Annotated in this window: 14 protein-coding genes; 5 read left to right on the top strand and 9 right to left on the bottom strand. The window is 60.7% G+C overall.

The window, feature by feature from the left end:
* Positions 1–205: 205 nt before the first annotated feature.
* From KTAU_RS11215 to KTAU_RS11200, 4 genes are all read right to left on the bottom strand, one after another.
* The gene (locus KTAU_RS11215; RefSeq protein ID WP_170293227.1) at positions 206–3,661 is read right to left on the bottom strand and encodes a malectin domain-containing carbohydrate-binding protein; all 3,456 of its coding nucleotides are present in this window, start codon (positions 3,659–3,661) and stop codon (positions 206–208) included.
* Between the two features lie 112 nt (positions 3,662–3,773).
* Positions 3,774–4,814, bottom strand: a complete 1,041-nt coding sequence (locus KTAU_RS11210) for a carbohydrate ABC transporter permease (protein ID WP_228026412.1) — start codon at positions 4,812–4,814, stop codon at positions 3,774–3,776.
* The gene (locus KTAU_RS11205; protein ID WP_151728466.1) at positions 4,814–5,821 is read right to left on the bottom strand and encodes a carbohydrate ABC transporter permease; all 1,008 of its coding nucleotides are present in this window, start codon (positions 5,819–5,821) and stop codon (positions 4,814–4,816) included. Before KTAU_RS11205 ends, KTAU_RS11210 begins: the two co-directional genes overlap by 1 nt.
* A 108-nt stretch (positions 5,822–5,929) precedes the next feature.
* Positions 5,930–7,300, bottom strand: coding sequence for an ABC transporter substrate-binding protein (locus KTAU_RS11200; RefSeq protein ID WP_151728465.1), 1,371 nt, complete (start codon positions 7,298–7,300; stop codon positions 5,930–5,932).
* Between the two features lie 617 nt (positions 7,301–7,917).
* Between KTAU_RS11200 and KTAU_RS11195 the strand changes: the two genes are divergently transcribed.
* Complete coding sequence (locus KTAU_RS11195; RefSeq protein ID WP_151728464.1) at positions 7,918–8,940, top strand: LacI family DNA-binding transcriptional regulator; 1,023 nt, start codon at positions 7,918–7,920, stop codon at positions 8,938–8,940.
* A 636-nt stretch (positions 8,941–9,576) separates the two neighbouring features.
* Here the strand turns inward: KTAU_RS11195 and ulaA are convergent.
* From ulaA to KTAU_RS11175, 3 genes are all read right to left on the bottom strand, one after another.
* The gene (gene ulaA / locus KTAU_RS11185) at positions 9,577–11,004 is read right to left on the bottom strand and encodes a PTS ascorbate transporter subunit IIC (RefSeq protein ID WP_151728463.1); all 1,428 of its coding nucleotides are present in this window, start codon (positions 11,002–11,004) and stop codon (positions 9,577–9,579) included.
* Positions 11,005–11,121: 117 nt separating this feature from the next.
* Positions 11,122–11,394, bottom strand: coding sequence for a PTS sugar transporter subunit IIB (locus KTAU_RS11180; protein ID WP_052891458.1), 273 nt, complete (start codon positions 11,392–11,394; stop codon positions 11,122–11,124).
* A gap of 38 nt (positions 11,395–11,432) precedes the next feature.
* On the bottom strand, positions 11,433–11,909 hold the full coding sequence (locus KTAU_RS11175; RefSeq protein ID WP_228026411.1) for a PTS sugar transporter subunit IIA: 477 nt from the start codon (positions 11,907–11,909) through the stop codon (positions 11,433–11,435).
* 576 nt (positions 11,910–12,485) lie between these two features.
* On the opposite strand from KTAU_RS11175, the gene KTAU_RS11170 reads away from it, so the two are divergent.
* The 4 genes from KTAU_RS11170 to ptsP all read left to right on the top strand — a co-directional run bounded on the left by KTAU_RS11170 (position 12,486) and on the right by ptsP (position 15,999).
* A complete protein-coding gene (locus KTAU_RS11170) occupies positions 12,486–13,424 on the top strand; it encodes a MerR family transcriptional regulator (protein ID WP_170293226.1) in 939 nt (312 codons plus the stop codon).
* 78 nt (positions 13,425–13,502) lie between these two features.
* Entirely contained in the window at positions 13,503–13,904 is a 402-nt protein-coding gene (locus KTAU_RS11165; RefSeq protein WP_151728461.1) for a PTS sugar transporter subunit IIA, read from the top strand.
* A 51-nt stretch (positions 13,905–13,955) separates the two neighbouring features.
* Positions 13,956–14,270, top strand: coding sequence for an HPr family phosphocarrier protein (locus KTAU_RS11160; RefSeq protein WP_170293225.1), 315 nt, complete (start codon positions 13,956–13,958; stop codon positions 14,268–14,270).
* Complete coding sequence (ptsP, locus tag KTAU_RS11155) at positions 14,263–15,999, top strand: phosphoenolpyruvate--protein phosphotransferase (protein WP_151728460.1); 1,737 nt, start codon at positions 14,263–14,265, stop codon at positions 15,997–15,999. Before KTAU_RS11160 ends, ptsP begins: the two co-directional genes overlap by 8 nt.
* A gap of 159 nt (positions 16,000–16,158) precedes the next feature.
* Here ptsP and KTAU_RS11150 read toward each other — a convergent pair whose 3' ends face one another.
* Positions 16,159–16,890 (bottom strand): response regulator, encoded by a 732-nt coding sequence (locus KTAU_RS11150; protein ID WP_151728459.1) that lies wholly within the window; start codon positions 16,888–16,890, stop codon positions 16,159–16,161.
* Positions 16,847–19,618, bottom strand: coding sequence for an ATP-binding protein (locus KTAU_RS11145; protein ID WP_151728458.1), 2,772 nt, complete (start codon positions 19,616–19,618; stop codon positions 16,847–16,849). The genes KTAU_RS11150 and KTAU_RS11145 overlap by 44 nt, the downstream gene beginning before the upstream one ends.
* Positions 19,619–19,906: the final 288 nt, after the last annotated feature.

Genomic DNA, 19,906 nt, shown 5'->3' with positions numbered 1-19,906 from the left:
GCTGCTCATCGGTTCGCTGAAAAACGAACAAAGAAGCGCTGTTGAACAGGGCCGAGCCGGCCTGTGAAAACCTGACCCCTCCGGAGGCGGAGCGAGTGCTCCGCGCTCCGAGCGGGGTCTTACCTATCCAGCAACTAGCTTCCTTGCTCGTCTGCCTATCCACTCACCTGTGAGGGAAAGCGGTGCTGCATCCCGGTCAGGCAGATCATGCCTGATAGACCTCGATGCCGTTGATGAAAGGATTATCGGCGCTTCCTTGAGTAAAGGAGATCACGATCTGGCCGCTGCTGTTAGCCTGAACCGTAAACTGGCGCTGCAGAGCAGTCTTATAGCCCGCGGTGGCATAGACATCGAAATTGCTCAGCACCGTCTGGCCGTTAATCGCTACATTGAAGACGCGCTGGCCGGCAGCCTGGAAGGTTAGCTCGGCCCAATCCAGCTTCACCGTATAGCGTGCCCCGGCGAACAGTCCAGTGATGGTATAGCTAAAGGAGCTATTCCAGCGGCAGGACTGCCAGACCGCCTGTGGGGCGGGATTGCTCACCCCGCTGGTATTGATCGCTGTCGAGGTATCGCTATACTGATTCCCCTGATTGTAGCCCGTATCGGCCACAAAATTGCCTGCCGTCGAACCACCGGCATTGATGGCGGTGATCAGGGTTCCTGCCGGGGGCGGTGTCGGCGTGCTGGTTGGCTTCCAGATCTCGATGCCATTAATGAAAGGATTGTCGGCCTTGGCTGTCCCCTGAGTGAAGGCAATGACAATCTGGCCGCTGCTATTGGCGGCCACATTAAACTGGCGCTGTACGGCAGTCTTATAGCCCGCCGTGGCATAGACGTCAAAGTTAATCAGGGCTGGGCTCCCGTTGATCGTCACATTGAAGACGCGCTGGCCGGCGGCCTGGAAAGTCAACTCGGCCCAATCCAGCTTCACCACATAGACCGTCCCTGCCGTCAGGCCGGGGATGGTATAGGTAAAGGAGCTATTCCAGCGGCAGGACTGCCAGACCGCCTGTGGGGCGGGATTGCTCACCCCGCTGGTATTGATCGCTGTCGAGGTATCGCTGTACTGGTTGCCCTGATTGTAGTCCGTATCGGCCACAAAATTGCCAGCCGCGCCGCCGCCGGCATTGATCGCCAGGACCAGCGTCCCCGAAGGGGCGGGCGTTGGGGTCGGCGTGGCCGTGCTCGTTGGCGTCACCGTCACCGTTGGGGTCGGCGTGGCCGTGCCGCCCGACGGCTGCCAGATCTCAATGCCGCTGATAAAGGGATTATCGGCCCCGCCCTGCGTAAAGGCGATCACAATCTGGCCGCTGCTGTTGGCCGTCACCGTAAACTGTTTCTGCAGGGCCGTCTTGTAGCCTGCCGTGGCGTAGACGTCGAAACGGCTCAGCACTGTCGTCCCATTGATTGCCACATTGAAGAGGCGCTGACCGGCAGCCGTCCAGGTCAATTCTGCCCAATCGAGCGCCACTGTATAGCTGCTGCCTGCCTGTAGACCGCCGATGGTATAGGTAAAGGAGCTATTCCAGCGGCAGGACTGCCAGACCGCCTGCGGGATAGCCTCAGCCACACGGCTGGTGTTGATCGTCGTCGAGGTATCGCTGTACTGGTTGCCCTGATCGTAGTCGGTGTCGGCCACGAAATTGCCAGCCGCGCTGCCGCCAGCATTAATAGCCAGGACCAAGGTCCCCGTCGGTGCCGGCTGCGGCGTTGGGGTTGGCGAAGGAGTTGGCGTCGGCAACGGAGCCGTTGGCGAAGGCGTCGGCGTTGGGGTACCCGTGGGGAAGCCGCAGACCTGCGAGCTGGGACTCCAGCCGGAGTTACCGCTGCCCAGGGTAATATTCCAGGAGCCGCTGCTCTCGCAGCTCTGGATACTGGCCACCGTCAGCCCGCTGGCCGTCACATTGCTTGCCGAGCCGGTCACCTGGCTCACCTTATTCGAAAAAGCAAATTCGGCGCCGCTGATGTTCACCCCATTCATATTGATCGTGCTGATGGGGTTCCCACCATCGAACGAAATCGCCATGTACTGGCTGTTATCGATCTCCACATTCGAGACCGTAAACGTCGCATTCATCGCCCCGCTATCGGCCCAGAACATCAGTGCGCCAAACTGCTGGATGCCCTGATCGCCGATGCCCGCCGTCTGCCGGATCGTATCATTGCTCACCGTCGTCGTCCCGGCGAAAGGCGCGGTAGCGTTGCCAAAGTCCTCATAGTCGATCATGATGCCGCCGCCGCGATACTGCGAGCCAGTCACCAGATCGTTCGTCACGCTATTGCCATTGCCCCCGTAGATCGCGATCCCGTTGGCCAGATACGGCGACTGCACCGTATCGTGATCAAACGTATTGTTACTATCGCCGGTCGCCGGCACATTATCGGTAGCCGACCACATCGCCAGACCATCGTCGCCGGTGCCGCGGATGATGGTCTGCGTCACGCTGGAGTTGGTCACGTTGCGATGGAAATTGATGCCGTCGGCCAGCACGCTATCGATGCGGCAGCCGGTGATCTTCAGGCCGCTGAAGGGACCATCGAACCACATCCCCACCTTGGTGTGTTCGATCCAGATGTTGGAAATCGTCGAATTGTTCAGGGAGCCGCCGATACCGTTATCCTGGAGGCAGTCGATGCGATTCGTAATCTGCCCCTCGATCGCAAAATTCGACAGCGTCACATTGGAGCTGGTCTGACCATCGTAGGCATCGTAGCCATAGACACCAACGCCAGTGCCGTTGCTCCCAACGGGAGCGCCTGTCAGCACGGTATACCAGGGGCCAGCCCCGGTCATCGTCACGTTGTTGACCAGGATATGGCTGGTCACCAGAAATGTCCCCTTGGGCAGCCAGACCGTCTTGCCCTGGGCCGAGGCGTCATTGACGGCTTGCTGGATAGCACTCGTGGCATCGACCTTGCCCGTAGGATCGGCATTATATGGGGGATCGGTCACCGAGATTGAGCCGGCGGGCTGCGTCAGCGGGGCTGGCACCTGCTCGAAATCGGCCACATCGATGGCGTACCAGGGAGCCGTATTATCGGGGTCGACCTGCAACTTCACCGTTGTACCGGCGCTCATCTGCGGCAGCAGGACATGCACCTCATCAAACTGGTGATGCGGTGTGCCGCCGGGTGTATCGCTCCAGTCGTTGGCGTTGCAATTCGAAAAATTCGGCTGCCCGTAGAGCCAGCTATATTTCGACGTCAGTTGCAGCTCCTGAGACTGCTTCACCCCGTTAATGTAGATGCTCAGCGTGGCCGAGATACCGCCACCGCTGGCCGAATCGGGAATGCTATAGCGCAGATTCAGAGCATTGGCAGGCTGTGTCAGCGTAAACTGTACATACTGACCACTGGTCAACAGGACTGCCTGGCGATCCACAGCATCGGAGGCCAGGCTGCCGAGCGAAAAATCGGGTCCCAGGATACTCCCATTGGTCGTAGCCTGGTGGGCTTCCATCTCCACATAGGGAAGCGTTGCCCCGGCGCCACCGGTTACCGCGGCAGTACTCGCCTGCACCGCCTTCGCCAGGAGTGGCAGCGTGAGCAAAGCCCCAAGGCTCCCAAGCACCAACACCAGCGTCGCGAGCAGCAGCGCCACCCTGCGACCGCTGCTCCTGCGCAATGCGACCATTATTCGCTGCATTGCATCCTGCATACGGCACCATTCCTTTCTGACCTCATTGGGCCTGGTCATCTAGCTGTCCATCGCGTCTGCTATCGCTCTGGCAGCGCCTTACCAGAGAGCACCTGGCTGGCCAGAGGGCTAGCTAGCCCTTCAAGCCAGTCAAATTGACTCCACGAATAATCTGGCGCTGGAAGAGCAAGAACAGCAGGATGGGTGGAAGACTGGCGAAGACCAGGCCGGCCATCAGATAGCTAAACGGCAGATTAGCGTTAAGGCCCGACTCATGATAGAGAGCCACCATCAACGGCTGCAGATTGCTATTCGAAAGCACCAGCAGCGGCCAGAGGAAATCTTTCCAGGAAGCGATCACCGTAAAAATCGTGATCACCGCTAGAGCTGGGCGAGAGAGGGGTAACACGATGCGTGTAAAAACCTGCCAGCTACTGGCCCCATCCAGGCGGGCCGCATCGGTCAGCTCGCCGGGAATGGTATCGAAGAAGCTCTTCAGGATCAGAATATTGAAAGCGTTAGCCGCCTCCGGCAGCCAGACCCCGGCCCAGTTATTGATCAGCGAGACGTGGATCAGGGGCAGATCGCTGATGTTCACAAACTGCGGGATCAAATAGACGACCGGGGGCACCATCAAGGTCGCAAAGAAGGCGAACAGAATCGCGCTCCGTCCCCAGGGGCGCAGTTTAGAGAGGGCATAAGCTGCCGTCGCGGAGACCAACAACTGCAGCAGCACTGCCCCCGCGGCCAGCATCAGCGAATTTCCTAGATAGAGCGGAAGCTGCAGAATCTGCCACGCATTGCTATAGTTGCTCCATTGCGGATGAGCGGGCCAGAACGTTGGAGGCCTCTGGAAGATCTCCACATTCGACTTCAAGGCCCCGCTCACCATCCAGTAGAGCGGTCCCAGCGTCGTCAGCGTGCCCACAAGTAACAGCAGAAAGACCACCCAATAGCAGAAGCGCACCAGCGGGCGCCGCAGCATCAGGGGCGAAAGCAGCGTGCGCTCGCCGCTGGCCTCAGATGAGCTAGAGGCCTCTGCAGCAGAGCGACGCCAGCGCCACCCGCGTCCGAGGAGGGACCGGGCCAGCCCATCTGCTGAAGCTCTCTGACGGTGCTGGTCAGAGCCTGGCTCCTGCTCAAGAAGCGGCTCATTGTACTCCGTGACCATCATCAATCTCCTTGCAGCATGTGACTCGTCAGGCGCAGGTAGATCAGTCCAAACGCGGCCAGCACCAGGAAGAGCAGCACGCTAAGGGCACTGGCCTCGCCGAAATCCGCATTCTGGAATGCGTAGGTGTAGATCAGCAGCAAGATACTCAGCGTGGCGTGCTGGGGGCCGCCATCGGTGATCGTAAACGGCTCAATAAAGACCTGCATGGTCGCAATGATCTGCAGTACCAGCATCAGCAACATAATTGGACGAATGCAAGGCAGTGTCACATGCCAGAGACGGCGCCAGAAACCGGCCCCATCGATCTCCGCCGCCTCGTAGAGTGAGGCTGGCACTCCCTGCAGGGCGGCGAGATAAACCAGCATCGTCGAGCCGGCGGCGCTCCAGGTTGCCACCGCCACCAGCGCGGGGAGCGCGGTCTGCGGATCTTCCAGCCAGAGCCGGCCTGGCAGATGGACCAGGCTCAAGAGCGCATTCAGCAAGCCCGAGTCAGGGTCGTACATCCAGCGCCACAAAAAGACCGTCACAATCGGCGGCAGCATGACTGGCAAGTAGAAGGCCAGGCGGAAATAGCTCTTGCCGTGACGCATCTCATTAATGGCCAGTGCCAGCACCAGCGGCACCACGTAACCAAAGAGCAAGGCATAGCCGGTAAACGCCAGCGTATTGCGCCAGGCGATAGCGAAGAGGGGATCGGCGAAGACGTGGCGATAGTTGGCCCAGCCGACCCAGGTCGCGGGATTAATCAGGTCAACGCTCTGAAAGCTCATCACAAAGCCCAGCACCACCGGATACCAGACGAAGAGCGCAAAGATCAGGAGCGCCGGCAAGAGAAAGAGATAGCCCTGGACCTGGCGCCAGAGTGCCCAGAGCCGACGACTGAGCGGACCCAGGCGCCGGTGAGCCTGCTCCCCGCGGGCAGCCAGCAGTCCTGCGCCTGACATCAAGGCCGGCGCCGGCTCGCGAGGGGGCGACAGCGGCGATGGTGATGACGAAGAACGTGACATGAGGCCCTCCTTCAGCGCGCCGGGCCGGCGCAGCGCCCCTGGCCCAGACCTTCTAACGGCACTGCGCTGGCGCACGGCGCAGAGACAGCGCGGGCGGGCAAGCCTTCCCTAAGACGCGCTTGACTGATCGAGAATCTGCTGAAACTGATGGGCGGCCTGGTTCAGCAGCGTTTCCGGGTCGGCTTTCGGATCGGTCAGAATCGCCTGCATGACCGGGTCGAGGGTGGCATACATCTTCTGCGTCTGGTTGCGCGGCTCCGGGCGGAGCTGCAACTGCGCATTCATGAAGGCAGTATAGTTTTCCAAAGGCACTGTGGCATACTTGCGATAGAGCGCCGAGAGCTGCTGCTGAAAAGCTCCCTGGAAAAGCACCGCCGTTGGAGCACCCACAGCCTGACCGGCAGCAGCTTGCTCAGCCAGACTCCGCTCAACAACGTCCAGATTGAAATTCGAATAAATCACATAGTCGAAGGCGGCTTTAATCACCTCGGGGGTCGACTTCGGGTTGAAGACCCAGAGATTGCCACCGGTCAGCGCCGCGTTGCCGCCATGCTGAGGCATTGGGCCAATGCCGAAATCCTTCAAGTTGGCCTGGTACTGCGCCTGCAGTGCATTGAGCTGATCCGGGGCCATCACCACCATCGCCACCTTGCCGGTTGCCAGCAGCTGCAGCGTATCAGCCTGAGTCAACAGCTGCTGCTGCGTCATCGAGCGATCGGTGAAGCGCATGGCCTTCAGGAAATTCAGCACGCTCACCCCCTGGGGACTATTGAAGACGGCCTTTGTGCCATCGGAAGACTCCATATCGCCGCCAGCGGTATACATCCAGTTGGTGAAATGCCAGCCGCCCTGGTTGGCCGTGCTCGTTTCCGCAAAACCGGCCACCTGCGAACTGGTAAGCTGTTTCGCATAGCCGCGGAACTCTTCCCAGGTCGTGGGTGGCTTGTCAGGATCAAGGCCAGCTCCCTGGAACAGCTTGCGATTATAGAAGATGCCAAGCACGTAGCCATTGACCGGAATTCCATAGACGCGGCCACCACGGGTCACGATCGAGGCGATGCTGGGGATATAGTCCTTGAACGAGGGCCAGCTTTTGGCCAGGCTGGTGATATCGGCCACAGCGTGACGAGCGATGAGCAAGGGTGGCTCGGTGAAATAACTTTGAATGCCGTCTTCAAGCTGGCCGGCGGCCAGTTTAGCGAAGTAGGTTGTGGGGTCGTAGGGGTCGTTCTTGCCGATGATATGCTCGTGGGGATAAGCCTGCTCAAAGTCTTTGACAACCTGGTTGAAGACATAGACGGCCCCGGGATTGGTCGAGGGAGGAAGGGTATTGACGGTGGCGCTCACGGTAGTAGTCGTGCTGCTAGCACCGCCACAGGCGGCGAGTAGCTCTAAGCCCGCGACGCCGGCCCCCAGCGCCAGCGAGCGCTGCAAGAAGCGACGGCGATTCAAGGGGGACCCTGGTCCTTGCGTGCTCATAGGATAACCTCCTTGTCAAATAGACATGATGCCTCTACGACCTGCCATGCGGACGTCCTAATCAGGTACATCCTGCCCATAGCAGGCGCATGATCCCGGCTGAGCCAGAGGGAAAAGAGGGCCTGCTGCGCTCGGCCACGCTGACCTGGTCAGGAGACGGCGGGCAGAAGCGGAAGCGAGGCAAGCGATATAGGTGAGGGTGGCTCAGGATGAGCGTGTTGGTCTTGGTGGGGGAGAAGCAAAGAGCGCCATAGCTGAGTGACCTCCTTAAGCGTATCTGTCGCTGGCAAACATTGGCAGGCGCTGGCTCCCGTCAAGCGTTGACGAGCTGGGGTGAGCCGAGGCAACGTAAGGTTAACGTTTACTCTGCCTTCTGAGGTAGAAGGTAGCATAGAAACAGCCGATTGTCAAGGGGAAGTTGAGCACTCGTTTTCTCTGATCTGGCGGGCGCTTGAGGCCGTACGCCGGCCTCGCTGGCTCTTCTCTGCTTCCAGATAGTGCGTTGACACGTTGGGCGGGGCATGGTACCATTGAAATAACCTATTTGAGTTATCGTTTACCCTAGTGGAACAGGGGAGGGGCCAACACTGGAACCAAAACGACCAAAGCGCTTAACTATGGTAGAGATCGCCAGGCGCGCAGGCGTCTCGACCACCACCGTCTCCAAGGTTCTGAATCAGCGGCCTGGCGTCGGTGAGAAGACACGTGCTCGCATCCAGCGTCTGATCGAGCAGAGCGATTATGTCCAGAACCATGCTGCGCGTCATCTGCGCAAAGGCCGCAGCGGCCTGATCGACCTGGTGCTGATGCGTCTGGAGGGTGGCTACGACCTCGGCATTATGCAGGGCGTACAAGAGGTGCTGGAGCAGAGTGGCTACCGCCTCGTGGTCTTTGCGACCAACGAGGATGAGACGACGGAGCGGCTCTGGCTGCGGCGCATCCTTGATCAGTCGAGCGATGGCGTTCTTCTCTTGCTTCCCTATGAGCGGGTCGGAATTGCTGATACGCTCTTGGAGCAGGGCATTCCTTTTGTGGCCATTGGCGATCGCAACGAGCCGACGACGGCCTTCCCGACGATCGGCTCGACGATCTGGCTTGGTGGCTATACCGCTACGGAGTATCTGCTCTCGCTGGGCCACCGGCGCATCGGCATCATCACCGGTCCGCTCCATCTGACGACTTCGCGGGCGCGCCTGGCTGGCTATCGTGAGGCTCTGGAGCAGGCGGGAATCGCCGTTGATCCGGCCTTGATCTGTGAAGGAAGCTACCTGCTGGGTGATGGCATTCGGCAGACGGAAGCGCTCCTTGATCTGCCGGACCCGCCGACCGCCATCTTTGCGGGGAACGATGCCCAGGCAGCGGGGGTCTACCAGGCGCTCTACCGGCGCCATATTCGCATTCCCGAAGAGATGAGCGTCATCGGCTTCGATGATGTGACTTACTCGGCCCATATGGCGCCACCATTGACAACGATCCGCCAGCCTTTGGAGGAGATGGGACGCATGGCGGCGGAGATGTTGCTGCGCCTGATCGCCGGTCAGACGCTGGAGACGCATCACGTGGAGCTGGCGACCTCGCTGGTCGTTCGAGAGTCGTGTGGGCCACCACGTCAGGGTCCACTGGGCAGGGGAAATAGCTAGACTCGAAGGTTAGCCTCTCCCCTGCCTGTACCCAGGCAGGGCTGGCCCCAGGTGCTCTTCCCTCTTCTGCTTTCTGATCTTTGATTTCGAATTGAGTCAGGAGGAGATGGCAGCTATTTCAGCTCTCGATACAGGCGTGCGTCTTGGTCCTGACCCTGACACCTTCGATGCTCAATAAGATAACAGCTGACGGGTCTGCTGGGGGCCATTAGTCTGCGGGAGCGGCACAGAGACGGAGAGGGATAGCGCGAGAAGAGGGAGGCAACAGCCTAAAACGGGCGCTGTGCTGCCTGTAGGCCCGGAGCGTCTTCAGCGGCCTCGTCGCCCAGTCCTTGCGCTGATCACCGAAGAGGTGGCGCTCTTTGCCCCTTCCCACCTCCCCTCACCACAAGGGCGCTCCTGTCCCTGCCCTACGCTCGTCGCAGCAGTGGGAGCGTGATCCGCAGGCAGGCAATGGCCAGGAGCGTTGTGAACGAGGCAAAGGCGTACGCCTGCCAGTGTCCCCAACTCATATAGAGGAGCAGACAACACACAATACAAAGAGGGCTTGCTTGTGCTCCGTCGGCAGAAGCAGAGCAGAACAGAGCGAACGAGCAAGCCCTCACGCACAGCCGGCTTTCTAGCAACCTGCTCAGCTCAGGCGGTCGTCTCAGCGGTCTCCTGAGCCGTTGCGGGCGTCTCCTCTTGTAGTCCGCTGCGTGGCGTAATGCGCAGCGTCACGAACGAAGCCAGAGCCAGGAGTACAATGGTCAGCACTACCACTACGGCATAGGAACCGAAGAAGCCCGCCTTGGCTCCCAGACCGGTGATAATGCCAGCCAGGCAGAAGTCGGTATCCCCAAAGGTCGTGTTGGCCAGGCCGAATGATCCCATGAAGGCCAGCAGCAAGGCCGGCAGGAGCGTAATCAGCAGGCCATTGATGAAGGCGCCGACGACGGCTCCCAGCCAGCCGCCGGTAGAATTGCCATAGACGCCGGAGGTGCCGCCGTCGAAGAAGTGGGGTACCATACCGGGAATAATCAGGGCCAGGCCCAGCGGTCCCATCAAGAACAGACCTACGATACCACCCAGCAAGCTCATGATGAAGCCGATCAAGACCGCATTCGGCGCAAAGGGGAAAGTCGTTGGGCAATCCAGGGCGGGCAAAGCATTGGGCACCACCTTCTCCGCGATACCGCGGAAAGCCGGCACAATCTCCGCCAGGATCATGCGCACCCCGACCAGGATAATGGCCACGCCCGCCCCAAAGGTCAGAGCCTGGGTCAAGGCATACATGATATAGTTTCCGCCGCCCGCGGCCTGCGCCAGCGCCGCTGGTCCAGCAATAATGGCCAGGACCAGATAAATAATCACCATTGTCAGTGTGGTCATCACCAGCGAGTCGCGAAGGAAGGAGATCCCCTCTGGCACTGCCAGATCCTCGGCGCTGGCTCGCGGCGCTCCCAGGCGGCGCACCAGCTTGCCCACCAGTCCCGACGTAATATAACCGAACGTATTGAAGTGACCCAGGGCGAAGCCGGCATCACGCGTCACCTTGCGCGTAAAGGGATGGACCAGGGCCGGCATCACTGTCCCAATCGTTCCCAGCATCAGCGCGCCCAGTATGACCTGATGGACGCCCGTGATGCCCGCGCTGCCCAGAACCACGGCCAGCACCGTGGCCATGTAGAAGAGATGATGACCGGTCAGAAAGACAAACTTCACCGGGGTCAGGCGTGCTAAAATCAGGTTGACCAGAAAACCGAACGCCATGATGAGCGCGGTTGGGGCGCCAAAGGCTTTTTGGGCCAGGCTGACAATCGCCTCGTTGGTTGGTACTACGCCCTGCAGGTGAAAACCAGCCTGCACCATCGTTCCCAGCGGCGCCAGGGCACCGATCAAAATAGTGGCTCCGCCTGTCAGAATCAAAAAGCCCACGATGGTCTTGAGCGTTCCTGCAATCAATTCGCTTACGGGGCGCCGTAGCACCAGTAAACCCAGAAGGGCAATCAATCCCACCAGCAGTGGTGGCTTGCTCAAAATCTCCGAGACAATGAACTGAACGATCGCAAGCACAATGTTCATCGTTCACCATCCTTCTTCTGGCTGGCTAGCTAACGAGAGAGCCTGGAGGTCTCTCTCCAGGCCACAACATTGCTTGTTCGCTGAAGACACCTGCTCGCGCTGAGTTGAGCCTCAGCATCAGCTGCCTTTCACCAAGGGCAGCAGTTTCTCTTTCATCTCCTTTCGGTCGACATAGTTCTTGATAACGACGATAGGGATGCCTCTATCGGCTAACAAGCGTGCAAATTCGGCAGAAGTGACAATAATGTCAGCCTGCTCCGAGCGCGCAGTCCCGATATCGCTCACAACAACCTGGGCCTTGAGACCGGCCGCCTTGAGAACGTCCTCGATGGTCATGCGCAGAACCAGGCTGCTGCCAAATCCCATGCCACAGACAGCTAAGATCTTCACAGTGCATTCCCCCTGATCAGCTCAGGCGCCTTCGCTCACTAAGCGGGCGACGCAGCCGCAATGATGTGCATCACTTCCTCGGCGGAGGTACTGGCCTGAATCGCTGAGAGCGCCTGCTCATTCGCCAAGAGTTGGGTCAGCATGGTGAGTGCCTGCAAGTGCTTCTGACGGTCAACCGCCCCGAAGGCAATGGCGATTTTCACCGGGTCATTGTCCTCGTTGCCGAAGGGCACAGGAGGCTCCAGCGTCAGCAGGCTGATGCAGGGACGTTTCACGCCATCGCTCGGGCGTGCATGTAAGAGCGCCACGCCAGGCACAATCACCATATAAGGGCCGTAGGTCTGCAGGGCCTGCTGCATGGCCTCGATGTAGCGCTCCTCGATGGCGCCGCTGGCCAGCAACAATTGGCCAGCCTCGCGGATGACCTGCCCCGGATCGCTGGCTGCAACATGCAGGCGAATCGTGGCCGGCGTCAGCAAATCTTTGAGCTGAAACGGCGCTTCTGATGAAGCCACAGCGGATCTCTCCAGAGTCGGGAGGGCGGGCAAGGCGACGCGCTGCGCTGATCACCGCGGCTCTCGTCTCACTCGCCTACTCTTGTTCTGCGCTGGCTCTTCCGTCTATCCGGCCTCGGCCCTGGGCAGCGGAGATCTCTCGCCGCTCCGCTAGACCTGACGAGCAGCCAGGCATCAGGTGGGCGCCTTGTAGAGCTGGGGCCTGGCCGGCGCCGTCCTGGCTCAGCGAAGCTGCTGCCGTTCTGCTCTCCCCTAGACTGGACCCGAGTCGGACGGAAGAGCCTGCTTGCTACTAGGATAAACTTTGCCGTCGTGTGAAAGTCAAGCGGTCGCCAGGCTCTTTCTTCTTCGGAGCGCTGCTACTCGCCCGGAGTTAGCCGTCAGCGCAGTGGAGAGAAGAGCTGGCGCCAGCGGAAGAGCTGCGTCGGCTCCGGCTGGTCTGCCACTAGCTCTCTCCTTACCTTGACTTTCACGTCGCGGCAATGTTTATCCTAGAGGGAGGAGAAGCGCCTGAGCTTTCTATGGATGCCAGGCCAACGTGCCTCCTCAGAGACGAGGAAGGAGGGGAGCAAGCTGGTGCTCAAGATCAGCGATTTTGCCAGGCTCGGCCAGGTCTCTATGCGGACCCTGCGCTACTATGACGAGATCGGATTGCTCAAGCCGGTGCAGGTTGATACCCTCACGGGATACCGCTACTATGCCGTTGAACAGCTCACGCGCCTTCATCGCATCCTCGATCTCAAGGAGATGGGCTTTGAACTTGCTCAGATTGTCCAGTTGCTGGACGAGCAGGTGACCCCTGAGCAGCTTCGCGTCGTGCTCCAGCAGCGGCTCGCAGAAGTTCAGCAGCAGATTCTCATCGAGCAGGAGCGGCAGGCGCGTATTGAGGCCCGTCTCAAACAGCTTGTGCTCGATGGCCAGCAGACCAGTTACGAGGTTGTACTGAAGCGCCTCAAGCCGCAGCTGGTAGCTGCCAGCCGTACCACTGCTCCCAGCGTCACACTCCAACTGCGCTTTGCCAGGCAGATGTTGCAGTTTTTAAAGGACAGCGGAGTGAAGCCGGGCGAGCACATCCTGCTATTGACGCTGGATGCCAATGGCGGAGAAGGCGAGGGCAGCCTGGTGGAGGTGGCCATCCCGGTCGAAGGCTCCTCGCTCGGCAATATTGTCGAGCGCAGCGGCGGCCACATCACCATTCGCGAGCTGCCGGCGGTCACTGCCGCCACATTGCTGTACCGGGGGGACCCTTATGGCCTGAGCGAGGTCTACCAGTCGCTGGCTACCTGGATTGAGGCACATGGCTATGCTGTCGCTGGTCCCTATCGTCATCTGCTCCTGCAATACGGGGATGAGCCGGAGGGCTGCCTGACCGAGGTTCAGCTCCCGGTCGAGCGCAAAGAGGGAGGAACCAGTCGGCTCTTCTTCCATAGCGGCAGACGTCCGGCAGGGACAGAGAGCGGAGAGAAGAGGGCAGGCCGGAGCTGCCTCCCACCTGTGGCCTCTCTCAAAGCATGAGGCAGGTGTTCATGTGATTGCTGAGGCTTCTTCATAGGCTGTGCCTCTGGGCTGCCTTGAGAAGAGAGGAATGGCTGCGTGATTGGTGTCGTCCTTGTTTCACATGGCTCGTTAGCCGCCGGATTAAAGGATGCGGTGGAGATGATCGCTGGCCCCCAGGAGCACTTCGTGGCCATTGGCATGCCCGCTGGTGGCTCTCTAGAACAGCTCAAACGGGAGGTCGAAGCCGCGGTTCACGAGGTGATGGGCGCTGGCGAGGTGCTCATCCTCATCGATATCCTGGGAGGCAATCCTGCCAGTGCCTCCCTGCAATTGGCGCTGCAAGGGACGCAAGTCATCTGCGGCGTCAATCTTCCCATGCTACTGGAAATTCTTGTGCAACGAGAATATATGAGCTTGCGCGATCTCACGCCTATCGCCATTCAGGCCGCAAAAGAAGGCGTGATTAATCTTACCCAGCGCCTGGCTGATCGTGGATAGTGGCCTCCAGCGGCCTCAGATCAGTCCAGCTGAGCAGGAAAGGGGATAGGTTTGGCTGCATCAACAGAAGTAGTGGTTGCCTATCGTGACGGCCTGCATGCCCGTCCAGCCACGCTGCTGGCAAAAACAGCAGCGGCCTTCTCATCGACAATCACCATTGAAAACCTGACGCAAGGTAGCAAGCCGGTGAATGCCAAAAGTCCACTGACGGTCTTGTCGATCGGCATCCAGCGCCATGATCGGCTGCGCATCGCTGCCGAGGGGGCAGACGAACAAGAGGCCGTAGAGACCATTGCCCGGCTCATCGCCAGCAATTTCGGCGAAGCCGAGGAGGCTGAGCAGCAGGAGCAAGTAAGCAATGAGTGAGAAGCGAATCCGTGGCATAGCGGCCTCCCCCGGGATTGCTCTCGGTCCTGTCTACCGCTATGAACCGTCGCTGGTCAAAGTCGACGTGGAAAGGGGCCAGGATGAGGCGACAGAGCTGGCACGTCTCGAAGCGGCCCTGGCTGCGGCCCGCCAGGAAATCCGACTCCTGGCCGAGGAGGCCAGCAGAGCTGTTGGCCCCAAAGAGGCGGCTATCTTCTCTGCTCACGAGCTGTTTTTACAAGATCCCGAGTTACTGCAGCAGGTGCAGGAGCGCATCCGTCATCAACAGGGCGCTGCCTCTGCCTGGCAAGCGGCATTTCAGCACTATATTCAACAGCTGCAAACGGCCCAGAGTGAGTATTTGCAAGCCCGGGTCCTCGATCTAGAGGATGTGGCCCAGCGCGTGCTCCGTCATCTGACGGGGCAGGCCGAAGAGAGCCTTCAGCTGAGCGAGCCGGTGGTCATCGTCGCGCGCGAGCTGACCCCTTCAGCGATCGTGCGTTGCCCGCGAGATCGCGTGCTGGCTTTCTGCACGGCCCAGGGCGGACCGACCTCCCATGTTGCCATTCTGGCCAAAGCCTTGGGAGTGCCAGCGGTGGTGGGTTTGGGAGACAACCTGGAAGTTTTGCGCCCCGGCCAGCTAATCATCGTGGATGGAGAGCAGGGCCTCGTCATTGCAGAGCCAGAGGCTGAGGCCCTGGTTCACTATCAGCAGCAGGCGCAATGGCTCCAGCGCCAGGCCAGTCTGGCGGTGGAAACCAGGCAGCAGCCAGCCTGTACCAGAGATGGTCGATGCTATCCAGTGCGGGCCAACATCCAGGCTCCAGAGGAGGTGGCCGCTGTGCAAGCCTTTGGGGCCGAAGGTATTGGTCTCCTGCGCACCGAATTCCTTTTCCTGGATCGTCAACAGGCGCCCAGCGAGGAGGAGCAACGAGAGATCTATCGCGCCCTCATCGAAGCTGTCCATCCGGCGCCTGTCGTCTTCCGTACCTTTGACATCGGAGGGGACAAACCAGCCCCTTATCTGTCCCTACCGCGCGAAACCAACCCTTTTCTGGGTGTACGCGGGATACGTCTGGGATTGAAGCATCTGCCACTCCTGCGCACCCAGCTGCGGGCCTTGCTCCGCGCGGGCGCGGGCCAGGAGCTGCGTATTCTCTTCCCAATGGTGAGCAGCTATGAGGAAGTTGAGACCCTGCGTCGGCTCGTGCACGAAGTAGAAGAGGAGCTACGCCAGCAAGGGCAGGCGCTGGCTGAGCGGGTGGAGCTTGGCATCATGATCGAAGTGCCGGCTGCGGCCCTGCTCGCTGACGCTCTGGCCGAAGTCGTTGACTTCTTCAGCCTGGGCACCAACGATCTCACGCAGTATGTTCTGGCCGCCGATCGCACGAACGAGGGCACAGCCTCCCTGGCTGATCCTTTCCATCCAGCGATCCTCCGTCTGCTCCAGCTTACTATTGAGGCTGCTCACCGTCGCCAACGTCGCGTGGAGATCTGTGGCGAACTGGCGAGCGAGCCGCTTGCATTGCCCCTCTTGCTGGGACTGGGTATCGATGAGCTGAGCATGGCGCCCAGGGCCATCCCTCGCTGCAAGCAAGCGATTCGTCGCTGGACGCTGAGTAAGGCTCAGCAGGTAGCTCAGCAGGCGCTCCACCTGCGCACTGCCGCAGAGGTGCGCTCGTACCTGCACACGTGCTCCCCAGATGGATCTTCCCCTCTTGCAGAGTAGAGATCAGAGGAAGAAGATGGGCAAGAGATAGCAGCAGGAAGTCTAGGAGCTACACCAGCATCTGCATTGGACCTGTCGGTGGAGCCTCTCCTCCTCGTGAGCCTGGCCCCAGCCAGGCGCGGGGAGGACAGCGGCAGCGAACTGCCAGAGCGCCCTCTCCTACTCCACCTTGGGGCCAGGGGCTACAAAGCGGTAGCCCACCCCTGGCTCGGTCAGCAAGTAGCGTGGATGGGCCGGGTCAGGCTCCAGCTTTTGACGCAGGCGATTCAGATAGACCCGCAGGTATTCCACTTCACCACCGTATTCTGGCCCCCAGACGCGCTGAAGCAGCCAGCGATGTGTCAGCACCTTGCCGGCCTGGGTAACCAGCTGTTCCAAGAGAGCAAACTCCGTTGGAGAAAGACGGACCTCCTCGCCGCTACGGCGGACGGTTCGTCTGTCCAGATCCACCTCGATCTCTCCGAAGCGTCGCGCCCCCAGTGCCAGTGGCGCAGGCGTTCCGCTCTCCCACTGGGTCCGTCGCAAGACGGCCCGCACCCGTGCTAGCAGCTCCTCAACCCCGAAGGGCTTCGTCAAATAGTCGTCGGCCCCCAAATCCAGGGCGGCCACCTTGTCTCGCTCGGCGTCGAGGGCTGTCAGCACGATAATGGGAACCGTCGACTGCTCGCGCACGCGCCGGCAGACCTCCAGCCCGTCCATGCGAGGCATCATCAGATCAAGAATCAGCAGGTGCGGTCGCTCCCGTTCAAAGAGCGCCAGCGCTTCCAGGCCGGTACTGGCCTCCAGCACCTCGAAGCCGCGCACGCGCAGATTGCGACTCACGAAGTCCCGCAGGGCCAGCTCATCCTCAGCAAGCAGAATACGCCTGGCCTTGCCTGTTCCTACAACCATCGCTGGAGCCTCCCTCTTCTTCGACTCCCTCGCGCAGCGTCGTCAATGCCGACTGCGAGGCGCACGGCAGCGAAAAGCACATCGCTGTGCCTTGCGGACTACTCTGGGCCCAGATGCGCCCTCCGTGGGCCTCCACAAACGCCTTGCAGATCGCCAGACCCAGACCCGTTCCTCCAGCATGCTGGCGGCGTCCGCGGGAAGCCCGGTAGAAACGTTCAAAAATATGCGGCAGCTCCTCGGGGGCAATGCCTGGTCCGTCGTCAAGCACAGCAAAGATCAGAGTCTCCTCTTCGTCCGGGGAGCGCCAGGCTTTGACCTGAACCTGACGCGCTCCGTAGAGCAGGGCATTACTGATCAGATTGTGGAGTACGATCTCGATCCGTCCGCGATCTACCAGGACCGGTGGCAGTCCTGCCGGGATCTCCACTGTCAGCGTTGCTCTCCCTGACTTGATCCGTTCGCCAACCGCCAGCACCAGCGCACGTGGATCGACAGGAGTGCATCTAAGCTGTAACAGGCCAGCCTCTTGACGTGAAAGATCGAGCAGATTGCGCACAAGCTGTGTCAGACGATCGGCTTCCTGCAGAATGGTCTGCAAAAACTGCTGCTGCTCCTCGGGGGACCAGAGCACATCTGGCTGCAACAGCGTCGAAGCGTAGCCTTTAATCGCCGCCAGAGGCGTGCGCACCTCATGGCCCACTGCTGCCAGCAGGGTTGTCTTAAACTCATCCAGCTCCCGCTCGCGTGTGACATCGCGCACGAGCAGGCCCCGTCCGATCGTCTCTCCGGTCTCGCTCTGCACAGCGAAGAGTCGCAGCTGCAGCGTACGCGCCTGGCGCCCCTCACCGTTCTCGAGCAGGAACGTCGCTGGCTCGATCTGGTTCAGCGCCTGGGCACAGGCCGCGGCCTCAGCCCCTGTAGCCTGCAGAGCCTCATAGAAAGCCGCGATAGGCTTCCCCTCCAGAGCTGTTCGCGGGAGACCGGCGATGGTGCAGGCTGCCTGATTGGCGTAGAGAATCTGATTGTCAGTGCCCAACAGGAGCAGCCCATCCTGCATACTCTCCATGATGGCCGCCAGCCGCTGTTTCTCCTCGGTGGCTCGCCGATAGAGGCGGGCATTCTCCTGAGCGACCTGGCGCAGTCGTTCATCGCTGCGTTCGTAGAGCACAGCGTGCTCCCAGGCGAGCGTTGCATAGTTAGCGAAGGTCGACAGCAACTGAACCTCGTGCTCCTCGAAGAGGCGCGGCTCCCGTCGGTGGACCACCAGGACGACGCTGCCGACGTGATGACTGATGATGGGCAAGGCCAGAACAGCGCGGAAGCCGTCGTCGTAGGCGAAGGAGGGCTGGCTGCCATCGAGTAACTTCTGCACAGGCTGACCGCTGCGCAGGGCCAGTACTGCCGCCGAACTGACGCGCGCGGGTGAGAGGGAGAGCAGACGATCGTAGCGCTCGCTGTGACCGCTGCTCTGCAAGACGCGTAGCACCCCTTGCTCATCGGGCAGAAGGACCGCCACCGCCTGGACATCGACCAGGCGCTGCACCTCGTGCATGATCTCCTCGATGACGGCGCGGGGATCAAGTGAGCGAACCACGGCGTTCGAGGTCTCCAGCAAAGTATGCAGCTCGCTCAGCTTGCGCAAACCATCACGCTCCAGGCGGATCAGCGAGCGGGCCAGATCGCCGATCTCGTCGCGTTGACGAGCGAGCAGGAGAGTGGCAGTCGGGATGGCATCGGCACTGGCTGGCAGGGCCTGATGCTGGCCGGCCAGTGCCTGCAGGGGGCGAATGACGCGCAGGTGTAGGAGCAGCCAGAAGAACAGACCACCCAGTGTAAAAAGCAAGGCCACGAGCAAGAGCCAGAGATGGAACTGATCGACGACGGCCAGGGCCTCCCTCGCTGGTCGCTCAACCACCACCGCCCAGCCAACTTTTGGCACCGGCACAGAGCTGAACAGCCAATCCTGGCCATCCGGCCCTGGTCCTGCGCGCGAGAGACTCTGACCCTGGAGGGCCAGAGCTGCCCCTGGCAGCTCGCTGAGGGCTGTCTCCAGCAGGCGCCCGCGCTCGGAGGCGGCCACCACGACGCCATCCCCATCGATCACCGTAATCATCAGATGCTTGCTCTGTCTCTGCTGAGCCTGAACCACGTTGACCAGCGGCAGGCTCAACTCGGCCAGAGAGAAGCTGGCGGCGATCAGGCCGCGCAGGTGCCCCTGAGAGCGCACGGCCTGAGCCACAATCACACCTGGCGTTGCCAGCCTGCTGGGAGCCAGTCCCACGATGCCCACCTCGAAGGCGGGCTGGCTGCTCTTGAGGGCCTGCTCAACGACTGTGGGCGGCGAAAATTCGGCTCCGGCGGTGACATGGCCCGCGGGCCAGGCTACCAGCACCGCCCCGAAAGGATCAAGCCAGTAGACGTGGTCGACATCGCTCCGGGCATCGTGCCACGCCTCGAAGAGACGCTCAAGTGTAGCGGGAGTCTCGCTCTGGGACTCCACCACCAGCCGGCCCAGGCTCTGTAGCGCTTGCTCGGCTCCTAACAGTTGCAGGCTCGTCTCGCGAGCGATTTCCTCGGCCAGGGCCTGGTCGGCAGCCTGGACGTCGCTGCGCAGCCGCTGCTCAACCAGGGTATTGATCCCCACTCCGCCAAGCAGGACGACCAAGACGAAGAGCAGATAGACTGTGAGCAGACGAGTCAGTAGCGAGCGACGAACCGTGGGCCGCATCTGCTTTCCTCCGCGCTGAACCTTGCCAGCTTCTCCATGAGAGGGGGCCCGTGTCCCAAAGCTCTACCTGGCCATCTGGAGATCCCCGCTTCGCCTGTCTCCGGCCAGCGACCAAAGGAGCGAGACCCGGGTGCCTCTGCTGGGAGGGAAGCCGGATCACCCTGGCTCTGCCCTGGCCTCTCCCGTTCCACTCCTTCCTGCCCGGCGAGGCAGAGGCAGAGCCAGCGACATCCATTATACTATGTCGATCCTCGTGATCGATCCGTCTAGCGCTCAGACAGCTCCGTC

It is taken from the genome of Thermogemmatispora aurantia (assembly GCF_008974285.1).
Taxonomy (GTDB): domain Bacteria; phylum Chloroflexota; class Ktedonobacteria; order Ktedonobacterales; family Ktedonobacteraceae; genus Thermogemmatispora; species Thermogemmatispora aurantia.
This window is presented reverse-complemented; position numbering and strand designations above follow the sequence as displayed.

Excerpts from the sequence above, each read along its gene's own strand:
- KTAU_RS11215 (WP_170293227.1), bottom strand. The coding sequence starts at position 3,661 with ATGCAGGATGCAATGCAGCGAATAATGGTCGCATTGCGCAGGAGCAGC.
- KTAU_RS11210 (WP_228026412.1), bottom strand. The coding sequence starts at position 4,814 with ATGATGGTCACGGAGTACAATGAGCCGCTTCTTGAGCAGGAGCCAGGC.
- KTAU_RS11205 (WP_151728466.1), bottom strand. The coding sequence starts at position 5,821 with ATGTCACGTTCTTCGTCATCACCATCGCCGCTGTCGCCCCCTCGCGAG.
- KTAU_RS11200 (WP_151728465.1), bottom strand. The coding sequence starts at position 7,300 with ATGAGCACGCAAGGACCAGGGTCCCCCTTGAATCGCCGTCGCTTCTTG.
- KTAU_RS11195 (WP_151728464.1), top strand. The coding sequence starts at position 7,918 with ATGGTAGAGATCGCCAGGCGCGCAGGCGTCTCGACCACCACCGTCTCC.
- ulaA (WP_151728463.1), bottom strand. The coding sequence starts at position 11,004 with ATGAACATTGTGCTTGCGATCGTTCAGTTCATTGTCTCGGAGATTTTG.
- ptsP (WP_151728460.1), top strand. The coding sequence starts at position 14,263 with ATGAGTGAGAAGCGAATCCGTGGCATAGCGGCCTCCCCCGGGATTGCT.
- KTAU_RS11150 (WP_151728459.1), bottom strand. The coding sequence starts at position 16,890 with ATGGTTGTAGGAACAGGCAAGGCCAGGCGTATTCTGCTTGCTGAGGAT.
- KTAU_RS11145 (WP_151728458.1), bottom strand. The coding sequence starts at position 19,618 with ATGCGGCCCACGGTTCGTCGCTCGCTACTGACTCGTCTGCTCACAGTC.